This window comes from Pseudoalteromonas sp. A3, assembly GCF_025942345.1.
Lineage (GTDB): Bacteria > Pseudomonadota > Gammaproteobacteria > Enterobacterales > Alteromonadaceae > Pseudoalteromonas > Pseudoalteromonas atlantica.
This window is the reverse complement of record NZ_JAPCKL010000005.1, coordinates 279,645-297,997: the sequence shown is the minus strand read 5'-3', so window position 1 is coordinate 297,997 and position 18,353 is coordinate 279,645. Positions and strand designations below refer to the sequence as shown.

At 41.5% G+C, this 18,353-nt stretch carries 14 protein-coding genes; 9 read left to right on the top strand and 5 right to left on the bottom strand.

The window, feature by feature from the left end; all coding sequences use genetic code 11:
• Positions 1-167: 167 nt before the first annotated feature.
• Both OIZ54_RS11820 and OIZ54_RS11815 read left to right on the top strand, forming a co-directional pair.
• Positions 168-2,891, top strand: a complete 2,724-nt coding sequence (locus OIZ54_RS11820; protein WP_096739928.1) for an insulinase family protein — start codon at positions 168-170, stop codon at positions 2,889-2,891.
• 55 nt (positions 2,892-2,946) lie between these two features.
• Complete coding sequence (locus OIZ54_RS11815) at positions 2,947-5,205, top strand: putative bifunctional diguanylate cyclase/phosphodiesterase (RefSeq protein ID WP_264390454.1); 2,259 nt, start codon at positions 2,947-2,949, stop codon at positions 5,203-5,205.
• 2 nt (positions 5,206-5,207) lie between these two features.
• On the opposite strand, the gene OIZ54_RS11810 is transcribed toward OIZ54_RS11815, so the two are convergent.
• Both OIZ54_RS11810 and yeiP read right to left on the bottom strand, forming a co-directional pair.
• Positions 5,208-5,387 carry a hypothetical protein gene (locus OIZ54_RS11810; RefSeq protein WP_374274991.1) on the bottom strand — a complete coding sequence of 60 codons (180 nt, stop codon included), beginning with the start codon at positions 5,385-5,387 and terminating at the stop codon, positions 5,208-5,210.
• Positions 5,388-5,617: 230 nt separating this feature from the next.
• Complete coding sequence (gene yeiP / locus OIZ54_RS11805; protein ID WP_004587302.1) at positions 5,618-6,190, bottom strand: elongation factor P-like protein YeiP; 573 nt, start codon at positions 6,188-6,190, stop codon at positions 5,618-5,620.
• A gap of 194 nt (positions 6,191-6,384) precedes the next feature.
• Between yeiP and OIZ54_RS11800 the strand changes: the two genes are divergently transcribed.
• Positions 6,385-6,771, top strand: a complete 387-nt coding sequence (locus tag OIZ54_RS11800; RefSeq protein WP_004587303.1) for an MmcQ/YjbR family DNA-binding protein — start codon at positions 6,385-6,387, stop codon at positions 6,769-6,771.
• 37 nt (positions 6,772-6,808) lie between these two features.
• Here the strand turns inward: OIZ54_RS11800 and OIZ54_RS11795 are convergent, their stop codons facing one another.
• From OIZ54_RS11795 to fadI, 3 genes are all read right to left on the bottom strand, one after another.
• Positions 6,809-7,318, bottom strand: coding sequence for a GNAT family N-acetyltransferase (locus OIZ54_RS11795; protein WP_024031882.1), 510 nt, complete (start codon positions 7,316-7,318; stop codon positions 6,809-6,811).
• Between the two features lie 287 nt (positions 7,319-7,605).
• Entirely contained in the window at positions 7,606-9,828 is a 2,223-nt protein-coding gene (gene fadJ, locus OIZ54_RS11790; protein ID WP_264390453.1) for a fatty acid oxidation complex subunit alpha FadJ, read from the bottom strand.
• On the bottom strand, positions 9,828-11,138 hold the full coding sequence (gene fadI / locus OIZ54_RS11785) for an acetyl-CoA C-acyltransferase FadI (protein WP_024031879.1): 1,311 nt from the start codon (positions 11,136-11,138) through the stop codon (positions 9,828-9,830). The genes fadJ and fadI overlap by 1 nt, the downstream gene beginning before the upstream one ends.
• A 329-nt stretch (positions 11,139-11,467) precedes the next feature.
• On the opposite strand from fadI, the gene OIZ54_RS11780 reads away from it, so the two are divergent.
• Genes OIZ54_RS11780 through OIZ54_RS11755 form a run of 6 tightly spaced genes read left to right on the top strand, consistent with a single transcriptional unit; the run spans position 11,468 to position 18,335 of the window.
• Positions 11,468-12,424 carry an AAA family ATPase gene (locus OIZ54_RS11780; RefSeq protein WP_264390452.1) on the top strand — a complete coding sequence of 319 codons (957 nt, stop codon included), beginning with the start codon at positions 11,468-11,470 and terminating at the stop codon, positions 12,422-12,424.
• 3 nt (positions 12,425-12,427) lie between these two features.
• Positions 12,428-13,372 carry a DUF58 domain-containing protein gene (locus OIZ54_RS11775; protein ID WP_004587308.1) on the top strand — a complete coding sequence of 315 codons (945 nt, stop codon included), beginning with the start codon at positions 12,428-12,430 and terminating at the stop codon, positions 13,370-13,372.
• A gap of 2 nt (positions 13,373-13,374) precedes the next feature.
• Entirely contained in the window at positions 13,375-13,809 is a 435-nt protein-coding gene (locus OIZ54_RS11770; protein WP_264390451.1) for a DUF4381 domain-containing protein, read from the top strand.
• Positions 13,802-14,788, top strand: coding sequence for a vWA domain-containing protein (locus OIZ54_RS11765; protein ID WP_264390450.1), 987 nt, complete (start codon positions 13,802-13,804; stop codon positions 14,786-14,788). The genes OIZ54_RS11770 and OIZ54_RS11765 overlap by 8 nt, the downstream gene beginning before the upstream one ends.
• Positions 14,788-16,677 carry a vWA domain-containing protein gene (locus OIZ54_RS11760; RefSeq protein ID WP_264390449.1) on the top strand — a complete coding sequence of 630 codons (1,890 nt, stop codon included), beginning with the start codon at positions 14,788-14,790 and terminating at the stop codon, positions 16,675-16,677. The genes OIZ54_RS11765 and OIZ54_RS11760 overlap by 1 nt, the downstream gene beginning before the upstream one ends.
• The gene (locus OIZ54_RS11755) at positions 16,671-18,335 is read left to right on the top strand and encodes a BatD family protein (protein WP_121637182.1); all 1,665 of its coding nucleotides are present in this window, start codon (positions 16,671-16,673) and stop codon (positions 18,333-18,335) included. Before OIZ54_RS11760 ends, OIZ54_RS11755 begins: the two co-directional genes overlap by 7 nt.
• Positions 18,336-18,353: the final 18 nt, after the last annotated feature.

Sequence of the window (18,353 nt, the reverse complement as noted above, 5' to 3'; positions counted from 1 at the left end):
AATGAATATAAAACAGTAGCCAGTTTGCCCATTTGTCCGCTATATTAACTATTATTCCAAAGAATAATTCTCTCATGATATTCAGGTAAATCTTTTCGCTATTTTTTCGCTGTCCTGAAGCTATCATCTGTTGTTAACAAGTAAACGTCTAGTTTCAGGAGCATCATTTGAATATCAGCCGCAATGATAACAGAGCATACCGCGCCATTACACTCGACAATGGGCTAAAAGTATTATTAGTGCAAGATAAAGATTCAACTAAAGCCGCTGCTTCTATGGCGGTTAACGCTGGCCATTTTGATGACCCCCTTGACAGGCAAGGCCTTGCACACTTTTTAGAGCATATGCTTTTTTTAGGTACCGACCAATACCCTGATTCTGGAAGCTTTAATAATTTTGTGTCTCAATCGGGCGGGAACACCAACGCCTGGACCGGCACTGAGCACACGTGCTATTACTTTGATATTAATAACCAAGCCATTGAAAAAGCACTTGCGCAATTTAGCCGTTTTTTTATTGCCCCATTATTAAACCCAGCTGAAACCGAAAAAGAACGTAATGCCATAGAGGCTGAGTTTAAATTAAAAATAAAAGATGATGGGCGTCGTATTTATCAGGCTCATAAAGAAACCGTAAACCCAGCCCACCCCTTTGCTAAATTTTCGGTGGGTAATTTACATACTCTCGCCGATAGAGAGCGCTGCATTAGTGACGAGTTAAGAGATTTTTTTAATAAGCACTATCAAGCGCAGTGGATGACACTGGTAATTTGTGCCAACGAACCGCTTGATACACTCGCGCAGTGGACGCATCGTTATTTTAGTGGCATTAATGGCCATAAAGGTGCGCTTAAAGCCCCTATTGAGGAGCCATTATATCGCGCGCAAGATATTGGCAAAGTACTGCACATTGAACCACACAAGCACATGCAAAAACTCATTATTAGTTTTGCTATGCCAAATATCGATGACTTTTATCGCCACAAAACCGTCAGCTTTATAGCCCATTTACTCGGCTACGAAGGCGCAGGCTCGTTGTACTCAATTTTAAAAGAGCAAGGGTGGATTAACGCACTTTCTGCCGGCGGCGGTATAAATGGCAGTAACTTTAAAGATTTTAACATTAGCATGGCGCTTACCGATGAAGGCATTGAATACTTTGAAGACATAATAGAAATTGTGTTTGAGTATATTTGCCTAATCAACGATAACACCGACAAACTACCGCGCCTGTATCAAGATAAAAAAAACCTGTTACAAATTGCGTTTGATAACCAAGAAAAATCGCGCTTAATAGATTGGGTAAGTAACCTAAGCATTAATATGCAACACTACGACGAAGCTAACTATGTGCAAGGCGATTACTTAATGGAGGGCTTTAATAAAGCCACTCACGAAATGGCGATGCAATGGCTTACCCCGCATAATATGCGCTTAGTACTTATTCATCCAGGCGTAGAGGCAGAGCACACCACCGCGTGGTACAACACCCCTTACAAAGTTGAGCCAATTTCGCCGCATTGGCTGGAGTCGCTTGCGCATATAAATAAACCGCTGAGCACTATGCTGCTGCCCACAGCAAACCCCTATTTAACAAAAGAAGTGGTGCTATACGAAGTCGAAAAACCTCAAACCAAGCCTTTACTGTTAGTTAAAGAGCCTGGGTTTGACTTTTGGTTTAAACAAGACAACACCTTTAGAGTGGCCAAAGGTCATTTTTATTTAGCAATGGACTCGCACTTTGCAGTAAAAGATGTAAAGCACATGGCATTAACGCGCCTTTTTAGTGACTTATTTATGGACAGTGTTGGCGAGCAATTTTACCCCGCAGAATTGGCAGGTTTAAGTTATCATTTAACCTCTCATCAAGGCGGGCTTACGTTGCACACTGCTGGGCTATCGACTAGTCAGCTAGAGTTGGTGGAGCAATTACTTGATGCGCTGTTTAATGTTGATATTTGCGCACGCCGCTTTGCCGAATACAAAAAGCAACTGGTAAGGCACTGGCGCAACAGCAACCAAAATAAACCGGTGAGTGAATTATTTAGCGTGTTAGGTGCCAAAATAATGCCATGGAACCCACAACCCGATGAGTTAGCCACTGCACTTAAAAATACATGTTTTCAGCAATTTAACGAATTTAGAGCCGATTTTTTTAAAGCCTTACATGTTGAGTCGTTTTTACACGGTAATTGGCAACAAACAGACGCGAAGGTATTTCATAAAAAAGTGGCAGAGCATTTAAAAAACGCCACGGCTATTGAGGATTTAACACGCCCGCTGCACGAGATAGACCAAGTGACTCGCTGCGAACTTGAACTGCCATGCAGTGATAACGCCATGGTCATTTACTACCAAGCACAAAGTGCAGAAGTGGATGAAAAAGTTAAATTAATGGCACTTAATCATATAATTAACCAAGACTATTTTAACGAGCTGAGAACCACACAACAGCTAGGTTACTTAGTTGGCTCTGGCTATGCACCATTTAACACCCGCGCCGGTATTGCTTTTTATATTCAATCACCAAAATTTGAAGCTCAGACTCTACTGCACAGGCATAATCATTTTGTAAGCCAGTTTATTGCTAACCTAGACTCCCTGGATGAAACAACATGGCAGCAGCATAAACAAGGTTTGACAACTCATATTGCTGAAAAAGATAAAAACTTACGGTTACGCTCACAGCGCTTTTGGCTTGCAATAGGCAATAAAGATCATGACTTTCATATGCAAAAACGCCTCCTAGAGGCACTGCACGCCCTCAGCCTAGAAGAAATGAAAAGCTATGCCATAGCTACTTTTTCAAAAGATAGGCCAAGGTATGAGTTATTAAGTAGCGCAAAAGTAAATAAATCGCAAAAAATGCCGCTTTGCTCGCAATCTCTTTGACTCTGCAAGTGGCATGATTTAAATTATCATTTGTTAATTAGTAGTAATAAAACAAATGATAAAAATAACAACAATAAAATGTGTTTTTTACTGGTTGCTGCTAAGCCTAGCACCCGCAGCGGTTGCCTTTGAACACGCCTTTAATATAAATACCAACACCGTTTTAATTATTGCCAGTGCCCTACTTGCGCTGGCTTTGCCATACCTATTATTTGTAATTTATAAATTAAAGCGCTCTCGGTTACAGCACAGCCTCTCGGAAAAACGCTTAAAAAGCACGGTTGAAGGCAGTGGCGATACGCTTTGGGATTGGAATATAAAAACAGGCGAAGTTATTCGTATTAACGATAAATACATGATGGATTCAACAACGTTAATGGGGTTTCCGCCAAATAAAAGCTTGATCCACCCACACGATATTGCCTCAGTAGAGCATTTATTAAAAAAACACTTTGCTCAAAAGTCTGCTTTTTTTGAAGCCACTTACCGTATTAAAGACACCTTTGGCCACTGGCACTGGGTATTAGACCGCGGAAAAATAATAGAAAAAGATGCCAACTTAGCGCCACTGAGAATGACCGGCACAGTGCGCGATATTTCAGTGTTAAAATCAACACAAGAGCGCCTCAATTTATTTGCTAAGTGCGTAGAATCACTCACTGATGCACTCGCTATATACGATAAAAACTTTAACTTAGTTGATATTAATCCCAGCTTTTTAACGCTTTTTGGTGGCGTTAGAGAGCAATATCTCAAAAAGCCTTTTAACTTACCTGGTTACGATAAAAGCTACACAGAAAACATTAAAAATGTAGTGCGAGAGCGGGAGCGAATTCAACAAGAGGTAAAACTGCGCAATAGTGAGCGAGTGTTACTGCCCATAGAGATTTCTATTGATGAGATAAAAAACGATCAACACCAAATAACAAACTATGTAGTGGTTTATTCAGATTTAACCGAACGTAAAAATGCACAATCGCAACTGCATAATTTATCAAATAGAGACCGTACGACCAGTTTACCTAACAGAAATTTATTTTTTACCGACCTTCAAAAGCTAGTAAAACAAAATACTCACCATGCCCTTTTGGTATTTGATTTAGATAATTTTAAAAAAATTAATGATTCATTAGGCCACCAGCTAGGCGACAGCCTGTTAGCAAAACTGGCTATGCGATTAAATAAATTAACCCGTGAGAATGATGTTTTTTACCGCTTAGGGGGTGATGAATTTGCCTTAGTTATGGCAGATACTAATGATATTCATGTTATTACTCGCATGGCAAAGCAATTTTTAGCTGCAATTGCGACCCCATTTAAAATGGCAGGCCACGAGCTCGCTATTACCTCAAGCGTAGGCATAGTGTTATTCCCTGAAGATGGCAGTACTCCAGAGCTGCTGTTAAAAAACGCTGATACCGCCATGTATCATGCTAAAAAGAAAGGTAATAGTTACCTGTTTTTTAACGACACCATGAACCGCCAAGCGGTTAAACGCTTACAAATAGAAAACCTAATGCGCTTTGGTCTAAAAGAAAACCATTTTGAAGTGTATTACCAACCAAAAATGAATATTCGCACAGGTAAACTTACCGGAATGGAAGCATTAGTGCGCTTTATAACCCCTAAAAAAGGCGTTATCAGCCCCGGTGTATTTATTCCTATTGCTGAGGAAACCGGGCAAATAATAGAAATTGGTGAAGTGGTTTTAAACAAAGCGTGTCGCGATGTAAAACAATGGCTAGACGATGGGCTATTTAGCGGCCGCGTTGCAGTTAACTTATCGGCTAAGCAGTTTAGCTTGCCAGATTTAACGACCCGTATTGACGTGATATTGCAAAAAAACGAGCTACCTTCTTACTTTTTAGAGCTGGAAATTACCGAGGGCACGGTAATGGACGACCCACAAGAAGCCATTGCAATTATGCGCTCGCTAAGTGCCCGTGGTATTCATTTAGCCATGGACGATTTTGGTACAGGTTATTCATCTTTAGCGTACTTAAAACAATTTCCGCTGAATACCTTAAAAGTAGATAAAGCATTTATTGATGACATGAAAACCGAACGTGGCCGCAACATGGTTGACTCTATCGTGACGATTGCGCAAAACCTCGATTTACATGTGGTTGCTGAAGGTGTGGAGCAAGCAAGCCAAATTGACATACTCAAAACGCTAAATTGTGAAACCGTACAGGGCTACTTCTATTCAAAACCGCTTTCAAAAGATGAATTTACGGCCTTTTTAAAACAGCAACAAAGCAACTCTACGCCAAGCCTTATTAGTGCTAATAAACATTTAGCGCAAATAAGGTAATGTTACGGGCGCCATATACACGCACCAGCTCCTACGTTGCGTATAAAAGCACGCCTGTAATGCAAACCAAATAAGCACCATGCGCCAGGGCCTATTAGCGCCCCTAATAAAATCCACCGTTTAATTGGCATACCTTTTTTAAGCGCTTGAACGTAAATGGCCAAAGCACATAGAGCATTAATAAAAACGAAAAGCAAACATCACCCCAACTGAGCTCAAAACAACGCTGCGCATTTTAACGGCAAATAACACACTTTTAAAGCAGCAGGCTTGATAAGCCAATGAGTCGCCATTTTAGTTTTCAGCGCATATAAATTAAGTATTGATGCAAATTACTATTCCCTAGTTTAAAAATTTAGGCATAAAAAAGCCGGCATAGCGCCAGCTTTCCAGCTTTATTGTATAGCTTGGCTTACTTTTCAGCGCGACCCATAAATTTGTGCTCAACCGTATTAATACGGATACGGTCGCCCGTAGATATATGCTCAGGCACCGAAATGGTTAAACCCGTGCTCAGGCGTGCAGGCTTAGAGCGTGCACTGGCAGAAGCGCCTTTGATTGAAGGGTCTGTTTCTTCAACAACCAGCTCTACGCTTGATGGCAAATCTAAACCTACAGGCGAGCCATCAATCACAATAACGTGTACGCCTTGCGTTTCTTCGTTAACGAATTGAATTTCTTCTGCTATCGCCTCTTTGTTTAAGTTATACGGCGTGTAGTCTTCATTATCCATAAACACGTATTCATCGCCATCAATGTACGAAAGCATTGCTTCGCGGCGAGTTAAATCTGCTAGGGTTAGCATGTCGCTGTCTTTGAAGGTTTCGTCTACTTTCGCACCTGTTACTACATCGTATAAACGCATACGGTACAAACTACCGCCTGCACGACCTTGTGGTACTGAACGTACAATATCTTTAACTACCAACACGCGATTATTAAACTCAATCGCGGTTCCTTTTTTAACTTCACTCGCCTTTGGCATGGGGGTTTTCCTATTATTTTTTTGATTGCCAGAAACATACCACGAACTGGGTATTGTTCAACTAAAAATACGTTAATTTGGGGCTGCATTTGATATAGACTTGCAAATTTTTAATTTAAAACTAAATACCTATAATCAAAAGCGAAAAAAACTGCTATGGTATCTCTACCGAGTATGACTTCAAGGATTGGATCATGGACCAAAACACAGTACATGAGTATTTAGTAAAGAAGCCCTTGGTGCAAGTGACAAAACCATTTGCTCAAGAGGTTGATGTTTATAAAGTAAATCATAAAATGTTTGCCACCCTTGCCTTAGGTAATGATGGAGACGTTAATGATGATGGAGATCCTATTTGGTGGCTTAATTTAAAGTGCGATCCCGATGAAGCACTTAAATTGCGTGATATTTTTCCTGCGGTGATCCCTGGCTATCATATGAACAAGCGGCTTTGGAATACGGTGATATTAGATGGCTCTATTCCACAAGGCGAAATTGAAAGAATGATCGATAATTCGTTCAAATTAGTTGTTGAGAATATGCCAGAAAAAGACCGTAAAGCAATTGAAGCACATCTATAGAAACCACCATCACGGGCTAGCTTGCTAGCCCTATTTGCTACAATTTTAATGTGTATATCAAATCATCATAACGTGTATTATTAATAGTGTGCGCTTGCGTATTAATGCCAGTTAACGTTAATCCACACTTTTGTAATACCTTTTCAGACCCTATATTCCCCTTTGTAACCACGGCTTTAAACTGTGTAATACCGCATTGTTGCCATGCCCACTCAATCACAGCACGCAATGACTCACTGGCAAAGCCTTGATTAAAATACGCGGGTAAAAACAAATAGCCTAGCTCAGCTTGCTCAAGTTCGTATGTAAACCCCGTTACACCCATGGGCTCATTTGAATGCTTATCAAATACCACAAGGCAAAGTGGATGAGTAGAAGTGCTATCCCAACTTTTTAAACGTTGTTCAAACCGGCTGCGTACAAACGCTTCGCTGGGCATATCGTAGCAATAACGGATCACGGTAGGATTTTGATGTAACTGCAAAAATAATGGCCAATCACTGCTTTGAAGTGGGCGCATTGCCAATCGTGCTGTAAACAACTGCATGATGGTTTACCTCTTATCTACTTAGCTGCAAATTAAGCTAACATACTTTATAGCAAGCCACTTAATTATAAGTCTTATTTGAGGGTAAAAACCTGTCGATAACTAAATAAAAACTGGCAATTTAGGTTTTATAAATGCACGTTTTTAACACAGGTAGCGACACGTTTAGCCCCGCAGAATGATTAAGTATTATTGCGGGTTGGTATTATTGCGTCCTAGTATTCTATATTTACAAATAGCAGATATAAAAAAACCGCATATAATGCGGTTTTTTTAATCAAGCTGTTTTACGAGTCTTGCTTTGGTGAGTCAACGCTCTCTTCTTGAGGTTGCTCATCAACAGGCTCTGCTTCTATTGCTTGTTCAGCAACAGGTGCTGGGCTTAGCTCATCTGCAGCAGGCTGCGTTTGATAAAACTTAGCGCCTGATTCAGCCATACTTACTAACGTGTCGCATGGGGCAAAATTTGCATTGCTATTAGCTAATGTAGACATTTCAGAGCTAACCTTGCTGGCGCCCAATTTATCCATATAGCTAAACGGTCCACCTAAAAACGGTGGGAAGCCAATACCAAATATAGCGCCAATGTCGCCATCACGTGGGCTGGCAATAATGCCATCGTCTAAACAACGCACGGCTTCGTTAAGCATTTGTGATACACAACGCTTAGCAATTTCGCTTTTATTTAAACGCGGTGCAGGGGTTACACCTAAAAGCTCATACACTGACTCGTCAACTTTTTTGCTCTTTTTATCGTACTCATAAAAACCACGACCCGTTTTACGGCCTAGGCGTTTTGAATCAATCATACGAGAAAATGCATCTGGCGCTTTAAAACGCTCGCCTAATTCTTTTTCAAGAATTGGGGCTATTTTAGAGCCTATATCAATCCCTACTTCATCAAGTAAAGCAAGCGGCCCAACTGGGAAACCAAACTCTACAAGGGCTGCATCAATTTTTTCAATTGGCTCACCGGCAAGCATTAAATTAGCTGCTTCATTTACATAAGGCGCTAAAATACGGTTTACGTAAAAACCTGCCATGTCTTTTACCACAATGGGCGTTTTACCTTGCTTACGTGCAAAGTTAACTACGCGCGCAATAGTCTCTTGTGAAGTCCCTTCGTGCGGAATAATCTCCACGAGTGGCATTTTTTCAACTGGCGAGAAGTAATGCAGGCCAATCACGTTTTCAGGGCGCTGTGCCTGTGCTGCAATTTGCGAAATAGGCAGTGATGACGTGTTACTTGCAAAAATAGTATTGCTTTGGCATTGCTGCTCTATATCGGCAACCATACCTTGCTTTAAGGCTAAATCTTCAAAAACAGCTTCTACTACTAAATCAATGTGTTTAAAGCCACTGTAGTCGGTAGTACCGGTAATACGGTTCATTGTTAACTGCATATCAGCTTTAGACATAATGCGGCGTTTAAGGCGCTTATCTAAAATTTTGTAGGTGTAGTTCATGGCATTACTAATGCCCTGCTCTGCTACATCTTTAATACGTACAGGTACTTTGGCTTTTACTGCGCTTACATGCGCAATACCGGCACCCATTAGGCCGCCACCTAAAACAGCGGTTTTACTAATTGCTGGCGCATCGTCGTTGCGCCACTCTTTTTTCATTTCAGTGGTTGCAAAGAAAATACCGCGAAGCGCTTTAGATTCATCACTCATTACAAGTGTTGCAAAGCTTTCAGCTTCTGTTTTGTATGCTTTTAATTTATCCAGCTCTACACTTGCACGCACAGCCTTAATAATTGCAAGCGGTGCAGGGTAATGTCCGCCGGTTTTTTTAAGGACGTTTTCTTTGGCTTTTTTAAAGATAAAGTTACGGCCAAACGGGTTTGACTCTAATAATTTGCTTACTTTATCAAGTTTTGGTTCTTTATCTGCTGGCTTTTTCTTAGCGGCAAATTCTTTAGCGACTTTTAGTAATACGCTTTGTGGTACTACATCATCTAATACGCCTGCTTTTTTAGCCTGCTTAGGGCGAATTTGCTTGCCAGTTAGCATCCATTCAAGTGCTTTTTGAATGCCTACAATTTTAGTTAAACGCTGCGTACCGCCGCCACCTGGTAATAAACCAAGTTGTACTTCTGGCAGGCCTACTTTAGTCATATCGCTATCTGTGCCTACGCGGTAATCACACGCTAAAGCAAACTCTAAACCACCACCAAGCGCAGCACCATGTATTGCACTTACTGTTGTATAAGGTAGTTTTGTCATATCAAAAAATGCTTGATGACAAAGTTCACTAATTGCTAATGCATCTTCACGCTTTCGCACGCTATCGAGCATTTTTACATCAGCGCCCGCGATAAAGTTATCGCTTTTACCACTTATAAATACCATACCCTTTACTGACTCTTGTTTCGCTTGTTCAAGTAAAGCTTTTAAGTCATCTGCGAATGAGTCGCGCAGGGTATTCATTTTCTCACCCGGCACATCAATGGTTACTACGGCAATTTTGTTTTCATCTACCGTTAAATTAAATACTGAATCTGTCATTACGCGCTCTCCAATACAAAGGCTGCACCTAAACCACCAGCAGCACACGCTGTTGTTAATGCTAAACCGCCACCACGACGTTTAAGCTCGTGTAAGCTTTGCGTAATTAAGCGAGCACCGGTTGCTGCAAATGGGTGACCATATGCCAGTGAGCCGCCGTTAACGTTAAACTTATCCATGTTAATTTCGCCAATTGCTTTGCTACGACCAAGTTGCTCTTGCGCAAACTTATCTGATGCAAACATTTTCATATTGGCAAGTGTTTGCGATGCAAAGGCTTCGTGCATTTCAATTAAATCTAAATCAGCAAGTGTAATACCTGCTCTATCAAGTGCGATAGGCGTTGAATGCGCTGGGCCCATTAGCATGTCTTTTTCTACACCAATTGCCGAAAACGCAAAGCTACGTACATAACCTAAAATTTCGTAGCCTAGTGCTTTTGCTTTGCTTTCGCTCATCATCAGTACGGCGGCTGCACCATCGGTTAATGGTGTTGCATTAGCAGCGGTAACCGAGCCATGTTGGCGATCAAATACCGGTTTAAGCTTAGCGTAGCCTTCAACTGTAGAATTTTTACGAATGTTATTATCTTCTTCAATAAAGCTTTTATATGGCGGTAAGTGCGCCGTCATTACTTCATCTTTTAACTTGCCATCGGCCCATGCTTGGGTTGCAAGTGAATGCGAGCGATGCGCTAGTGCATCTTGATCTTCACGGCTTATGTTATGTGTTTTAGCCATTTGCTCAGCAGTTTGCCCCATTGAAAGGCCTGTTGAGTACTCAGCAACCGCAGGCGGTACTGGTAATAAATCTTTTAAACGCAGTTTTGAGAATATTTGTAAACGCTGGCCTAAGGTACGTGCTTTGTTTAAATCAACTAAGCTACCTGCCAATTTTTTACTTACGCCAATAGGTAATACTGAAGATGAATCGGCGCCACCGGCAATACCTACATTTACAGAGCCTGCCATAATAGATTCAGCTACATTAGCAATGGCCTGAAAGCTGGTAGCACACGCACGCGATACTGAATACGCGTCTACGCCTACTGGCATACCCGTACCTAAAACAATTTCACGTGCAATATTTGGCGCTTCTGGCATTTGTACTACTTGACCAAATACAAGTTGATCGATTTCTGACTTGTCGAAATTTAATCGTTCAAGCATTTCGTTGACCACCAACTTACCCATATCAAGGGCTGGTACATGGTGAAACGCTGTTGCTTGTTTTGCAAAAGGAGTACGTAAGCCGCTAACGATGGCAATACGGTCGCCTTTTGGTGTTTTTAGTATGTTTTGCTCAGACATTTATGCTCTCCCGCTGACAGGTCTGACCTGTTTGTTTTCCTCGATTCTAAACAACCCGTGTGCTAAAGCCAATAGATAAACACAAATTTATACAAAAGCACTAAAGGTAGATATATACATAGTGCTTAATATTGACTACCACAATAGGCTTTTTTACGCGTTTTTACAAAGTTTTGTGGTACGCTAAAAACCGTTAAAAAATAACGAACTATTTTTAAAAATACAGTCTAACTCTTGAGTTACTCACTTATAAACCTTATAACTAGGTCAGTATTAATCACCTAAAATAAATTAGGTACAAACCCAGCTGACGAGGAAGTCTATTTATTATGGCAGCTAACGCATTCAAACAATTAAAAACGTACTTAGATACACAAATTATTGGCCAGCCAGAGCTTACTCAAGCACTCCTTATTGCCATTTTAGCTGATGGCCATCTATTAGTAGAAGGCCCGCCAGGGCTTGCAAAAACCCGAGCTGTTAACGCCCTTGCTAAAGGTATTGAAGGCTCGTTCCAGCGCGTGCAGTTTACGCCCGACTTATTACCTGCCGATGTAACTGGCACCGATATTTACCGCCAACAAACCAGCGAGTTTGTGTTTGAGAAAGGCCCTTTATTTCATAATCTTATTTTAGCCGACGAAATAAACCGTGCCCCAGCAAAAGTACAATCAGCACTACTAGAAGCCATGGCTGAGCGCCAAGTAACGGTAGGCAAAAACACCTACCCGCTAAGCGATTTGTTTATGGTAATGGCTACCCAAAACCCGCTGGAGCAAGAAGGGACTTACCCACTGCCAGAGGCACAATTAGACCGCTTTTTATTACATCTAAGCATTGATTACCCAGGTGCAGAGCACGAGCTAGATATACTCCGGTTAACCCGTGGTGAAGCACTTAATAAACAACAAGCGGTTATGCAACAAATTACCCAAAGCGATTTATTTGCCGCTCGCCAAGCTATTTTAGGCTTGTATTTAGCCGAGCCGCTTGAGCAATATTTAGTACAGCTTATTATTGCCACTCGTGAAGGAGCTAAGTTTGATGAGCAACTTGGCCGTTGGATTGAGTTTGGTGCAAGCCCGCGTGCCACCATTGCACTTGATAAGTGTGCCCGTGCCCACGCTTGGTTACATGGCCGCGATTTTGTAGCACCCGATGACATTCAAGCCGTTGTACATAATGTACTGCGCCATCGTATCATTTTAAGCTACGAAGCACAGGCTGATGGCATTACTAAAGATCAGGTTATAAGCCGCATTGTTGAACTTGTAGCCGTACCCTAAGTTATGCAAACACAATTAGACTCAAAGGCGTGGCTAAAAGAAAGCCACAGCCACGGTGTAAATTTAGCGCTAAAAGAACTGCTGTATTACAAAGCTAAAGCACAGTTATTAGAGCTGGCACCAAAAGTTAAAATTAAAAACAGTTTAACTGGGCAATACCTTGCGCCCCATAAAGGCCGAGGCATGGAGTTTGCCGAAGTGCGTCATTACCAGCAAGGTGATGACATTCGCTCTATTGACTGGCGAGTAACAGCGCGTACTGGCGAAACCCATACAAAGCTTTTTCAAGAAGAAAAAGAGCGTCCTGTTTTTGTATTTACTGATTTTTCAAACTCTATGCTATTTGGCTCAAAGCTGCTGCTTAAGTCGGTACAGGCTGCGCACATTAGCGCGCTAGTTGCGTGGTCGGCGTGTCAACGCGGAGATAGAATTGGCGGTATCGTGTTTAATCAACACTCGCATTTAGAACTAAAGCCCAGCGCCCGCGAAAAAGCGGTATTAAAGCTGTGTCATAATCTATGCGACAGCCACCAGCAAGCACTTAACAATATAGATAAACAAGCAACCAATAACTTTAGCGATAATTTAAAACGCCTTAACCACTTAGCTAAACCTGGCAGCTTAGTGTATTTAGTCTCTGACTTTAATGCCTTAGATGATGCAAGCTTTAAACAATTAGAAATACTAAGCCGCCACTGTGAGCTGATAGGCTGTCATATAAGTGATCCGTTTGAACATACGCTCCCCGCGTTTAAAAACGCTGTCACTGTTAATGCCAACGGCCAAGATTTTGCGCTACCGCTTATGGATAAAAGCTTTAGAGAACGCTTTGCAAAAAACGCCGAGCAAGCATTTAGCACACGTCTAAATCGCTTAACTAAATCGGGTCTTAACTTAATATCATTCAATGCAGCAAGCCCGCTTGAGCTGCAATTAGTGAGAAAATAACCATGCAAACCAATCCACTCGATGGCCTGCACGATATCATAGCGCCAAGCCAAGTTAGTTGGTGGCCACTCGCCCCTGCTTGGTGGGTTATTATTACCCTGTTGTTTATAGCACTGTGTGCAGCTGCTTTTTGGTTTTACAAAAATTATAAATTTAAAAAGCCTAAGCGCTACGCAATCGATTTAAGCCACAACGAGCAAAGCGCGCAAACACTTCATATTATTTTAAAGCGCCTAGTAATAGAGTATTACGATAAACACCTAGCAACGCAATCAACAGCTAACTGGTGTAACACACTTAATACCTTAACCGGTTTAAGCTTTACCGAGCATGAGCTTTTAAGCCTGTATAATGCGCAGCAAACCAATGACGCGCTTAACGAAAAATTACGCCAAGGCATAAAGCAATTTAAACTAAAGGAGCCAGTACATGTTTGAATTTAGCTGGCCATGGTTGTTTTTATTACTACCTCTGCCCTTATTACTTTTATTATTAAAACCTGCTGCCAGTAAAGCCCATACCCGGTTACGTATTCCAAGCTTTGCCAAACATAATTTAGCCAGCCAAAGCCTTGAAAAAAGCGCACGTAAACTAACTATTTTTGAATGGCTACTTTGGCTATTACTGGTCACTGCTGCAGCCAACCCGACATGGTTAGACGACCCTATTTCATTACCAAACGAAGGGCGCGATATAATGCTTGCGGTCGATTTATCTGGCTCAATGACCGAACAAGACATGGCTTACAACGGCCAATATGTTGATCGCCTCACTATGGTAAAAGCGGTATTGAGTGACTTTATAGAACAGCGCCAAGGCGACAGGTTAGGCCTAATATTATTTGGCGACACCGCATTTTTACAAACGCCACTGACTCGCGATGTTAAAACCGTAAGTAAAATGCTCAGTGAGTCTCAAATAGGCTTAGTTGGACGTGCCACTGCTATTGGCGATGCGCTAGGTTTATCAGTAAAGCGTTTTGCCAACAAAGATAAAAGTAACCGTATTGTGGTGCTATTAACCGATGGCCAAAACACCGCAGGTAATTTAAAACCTGAAGATGCCCTACTCCTTGCCCGCGAAGAAGGCATAAAAGTATATACCATAGGTGTAGGCTCAGATAACCCCCGTGGATTTAGCCTATTTAATATGGGTGGTATGAGTGGAGGCAGCTTAGATGAAAGCTTGTTAAAAGACATTGCCGAACAAACCGGTGGGTTATATTTTAGAGCCAAAGATGTAGCTGGCCTTCAGCAAATTTACGCAGAGCTTGATAAGTTAGAGCCAATTAGCGCAGATGAGCAAACATTTCGCCCGCAAAGCTCATTGTTTTACTACCCACTACTTATTGCTATTTTACTCATTAGTTTAAAAGTAATGTTAAGCACCTTACGTGCATTAAAGGAGCCTAACTAATGGACTTTACATTTATTCGTCCCGCTGTTTTGTGGCTTTTAATACCTGCACTTGCGTTGTTTTTTATAGCCTTTATTAAGCATAAAAAACAAAGCGCAGATAACCTAATTGCCCCTCATTTGGCGCCGTTTATTATGAACGAGTCAAACACTAAAGCCAGCCAGCCACTTTGGCTGCTCGCTGTATTTTGCTGTTTAGCTATTATTTTTAGTGCAGGTCCTAGTTTTGAAGAAAAACAGGTCCCTGTATTTCAAAGTAAAAGTGCCCGTGTGATTGTAATGGATATGTCGTACTCAATGTACAGTACCGATATAGCACCAAATCGTTTAATGCAATCACGCTTTAAAGCACTCGATATGATTGAGCTATTTAAAGAAGGCGACACCGCTTTAGTTGCTTATGCCGGCAGTGCATTTACTATTTCGCCACTTACAAACGATGCCACTACGCTTACTAATTTAATTCCGAGTTTAAGCCCCGACATTATGCCCGACAAAGGCTCTAATGTTTTAGCTGGCCTTGATATGGCAAAAGAGCTTTTAACGCAAGCAGGCTATATTGATGGCGATATAATATTAGTCACCGATGGCATAGACCAAGAAGAGCAAAGCGATATTACTAGCTTTACCAGTAATTCTTCTTATCGGCTAAATATTTATGGCGTAGGCACAGAGCAAGGCGCTCCTATTAAATTACCTGAAGGCGGTTTTTTAAAAGACAGCTACGGTCAAATAGTTATTCCCACCATTAACATAAGCCGCTTAAAAAGCCTAGCGACGCGCAGTGGAGGAAAGTTTGCCCTTTACCAACCAAGCAGCAGTGACATAGCCACTTTTGCACCAAGTGCCAACAGTGAGTTATTAAAAGATGAAAAACAAAGCCATGCCCTGTGGCGCATAGACGCAGGTATATATGGGTTACTTATTTTACTGCCCTTAGGCCTTTATTTATTTAGAAGTGCAGCATTTATAGGTGCCTTTTTAGTACTCAGCGTTTTGCCAACCCAACAGGCAAGTGCATTAGAGCTCCCCTCTTTTTTAAAAAACACTGATCAGCAAGCGCTTGATGCTTATAAAAATAAAGATTTTGAACGGGCCGCCAATGCCGACTCAAGCAGCTTAAAAGGGTCTGCATTGTACCAACAAGGTAATTTTGATGCCGCACTAGAAGCCTTTAGTAAAGATAAATCAGCCACTGGTTTTTATAACTATGCCAACGCGCTTGCCAAATCAGGACAGCTAGAACAAGCCATAGATGCTTACAAACAAGCACAAACGCTACAACCTAACTTTAGCGAAGCCGCTGATAACCAAGCTTTGGTTGAGCAGTTGCTCGAGCAACAGCAGCAACAGCAAGAGGGTGATTCGCAAGATAATCAGCAACAATCTGATCAAAGTGAGCAACAAAACAATCAGCAATCAGATCAAAACCAACAAGGTGAAAATAGCGATTCTCAATCAGAGCAAAGTCAAGGCGAGCAATCACAAGAGCAGCAAGATGAGTCTGACACTGAGCAAGACCAACAAAGTGCTGAGTCGGGTTCACAATCAGATAAACAAAATGAGCCAGAACTACAAACTCAGCCGCAAACTAACCAAGAGCAAAAACAGCCTGAGCAAACAAACGAAGAACAAGCTGAAAATACTCAGCCGCAAACAGCGCAGCAGCAAACGTTAACAGATGAGCAAAAGCAAAACGCTCAACAACAAGCCGCGCAAGCACAAACGCGTGAGCTCACCAACGAAGAGAAAGAAAAAGCCCAGCAGCTTAACCAGTTATTAAGAAAAGTACCGGACGATCCGGCAATTTTATTACGGAATAAAATGCAATTAGAAGCCCAAAAAAGACAATATCAACGTCGCCCTACAGGAGTAGAAAAATCATGGTAATGCGATTATTTTGCTGTTTATTGCTATTAAGTGCGATGCCATCATGGGCCGCCACCAAATTAGAGGCAAGTGTAGATAAAAACCCAGTCCTTGCTGGCGAATTTTTTATGCTTAACATTTCAGTTGACGACACAATAAAAAGCGAGCAACCCGACACCTCGGTGTTACTTAAAGACTTTGTAGTTGGGCCAACAAGTTTAAGTACACGCACCAACATTATAAATGGCAGCATTAACAAGCAAACAACCTGGTCTGTTAAGTTAATGACCCGTAATGAAGGTGAATACACCATTCCGGCTTTTAACGTCGCCGGTTTAAGCTCGCAGCCAATAAAATTAAAAGTGGCAAAGCGCGCTGCCGATGCTGATAAAAATAACGATATTTTTTTAAAAACATCGCTCTCAAGTGACTCGTTGTTTGTTCAAGAAGCTGGCGTATATACGATTAAACTCTACCTAGCAAAAGAGCTGCTTGATGGCAGCCTAAGTACGCCCAGTATGCAAGATGCACAGCTTACTCAATTAGGTAAACAAACCGAAAGCTATGAGCTTGTAGATGGTAAACGTTATTTAGTGATCACCCGAGAATACTTACTACAACCGCAAAAAAGTGGTGTATACACCATTGTTGGCCCTACGTTTCAAGGCCGTGTACAGCAAAATTACCGCCAATTAGAGGTGTCGGCTTTAGGGGATGATCAGCAACTTGAGATAAAACCTATTCCGGCAAACTATAAAGGCGCATGGCTACCCAGTGAGTTAGTTAATATTGATGAGCAGTGGCAGCCTGATGAAAATACAGTAGAAGTTGGCACGCCTATTACACGCACTATTACTTTAACCGCGTTAGGGGTTACTAAAGAGCAACTGCCCGAAATTGATATGAAAACCATTGCGGGAATTCGCAGTTACCCCGATGATGTAGAAACAAACAATGCCGTAAGAAACGGACGGGTTGTATCTCAGCAAACAGCGTCATTTGCGTTATTACCACAAAAAGCGGGCACCTACACCCTCCCAGAAATAACACTGCCTTGGTATAACACCAAAATAAACCGCATTAGTTACGCTACATTGCCTGAGCGCACTATAACGGTAACTCCTAGCGCCAATGCTATAAACCCAGGTGCTATTGCAAACGACAACCTTAATACAGGTGAGCCAACTTTGCCTGCTAATAAAGTAAGTAATACACAGCAGCCCAATACAGCAATAGCCGCGCCGCAAAGTGTTATTCCGCTTTGGTTAATTATTGTTGCCGTGCTTGGGTATATTTTTTGGATAATCACTGCAATTTTTTATTGGTTAAGCCGTTCTACTAATAATGAGCTAAAAAATAACAGTGTATCTGTAAATAAAGCCCAGCCACTTTCATTAAACGCGCTTAAAAATACAGCTAAATCAAATAATCTCAATGCATTTTATAGCGAACTAAATGCGGTAGCGATTAAGCTAACGGGCAAAAAAGTGACTGCGATAGATACGTTAATACACAACATCAATAATGATGAACTGGCGACTCAGGTTAACCGTTTACAGTCAGCTCTTTATGCAAATAGCAGTGCGGATGTCGATCTTAATGCTATTATTAACATAATTGAGCAGCACCAAGTTCAACGTACAAAGTCGCAACAAGCTGTATTAAAAGACCTTTATTAACTAGTTTGATAAATTTAG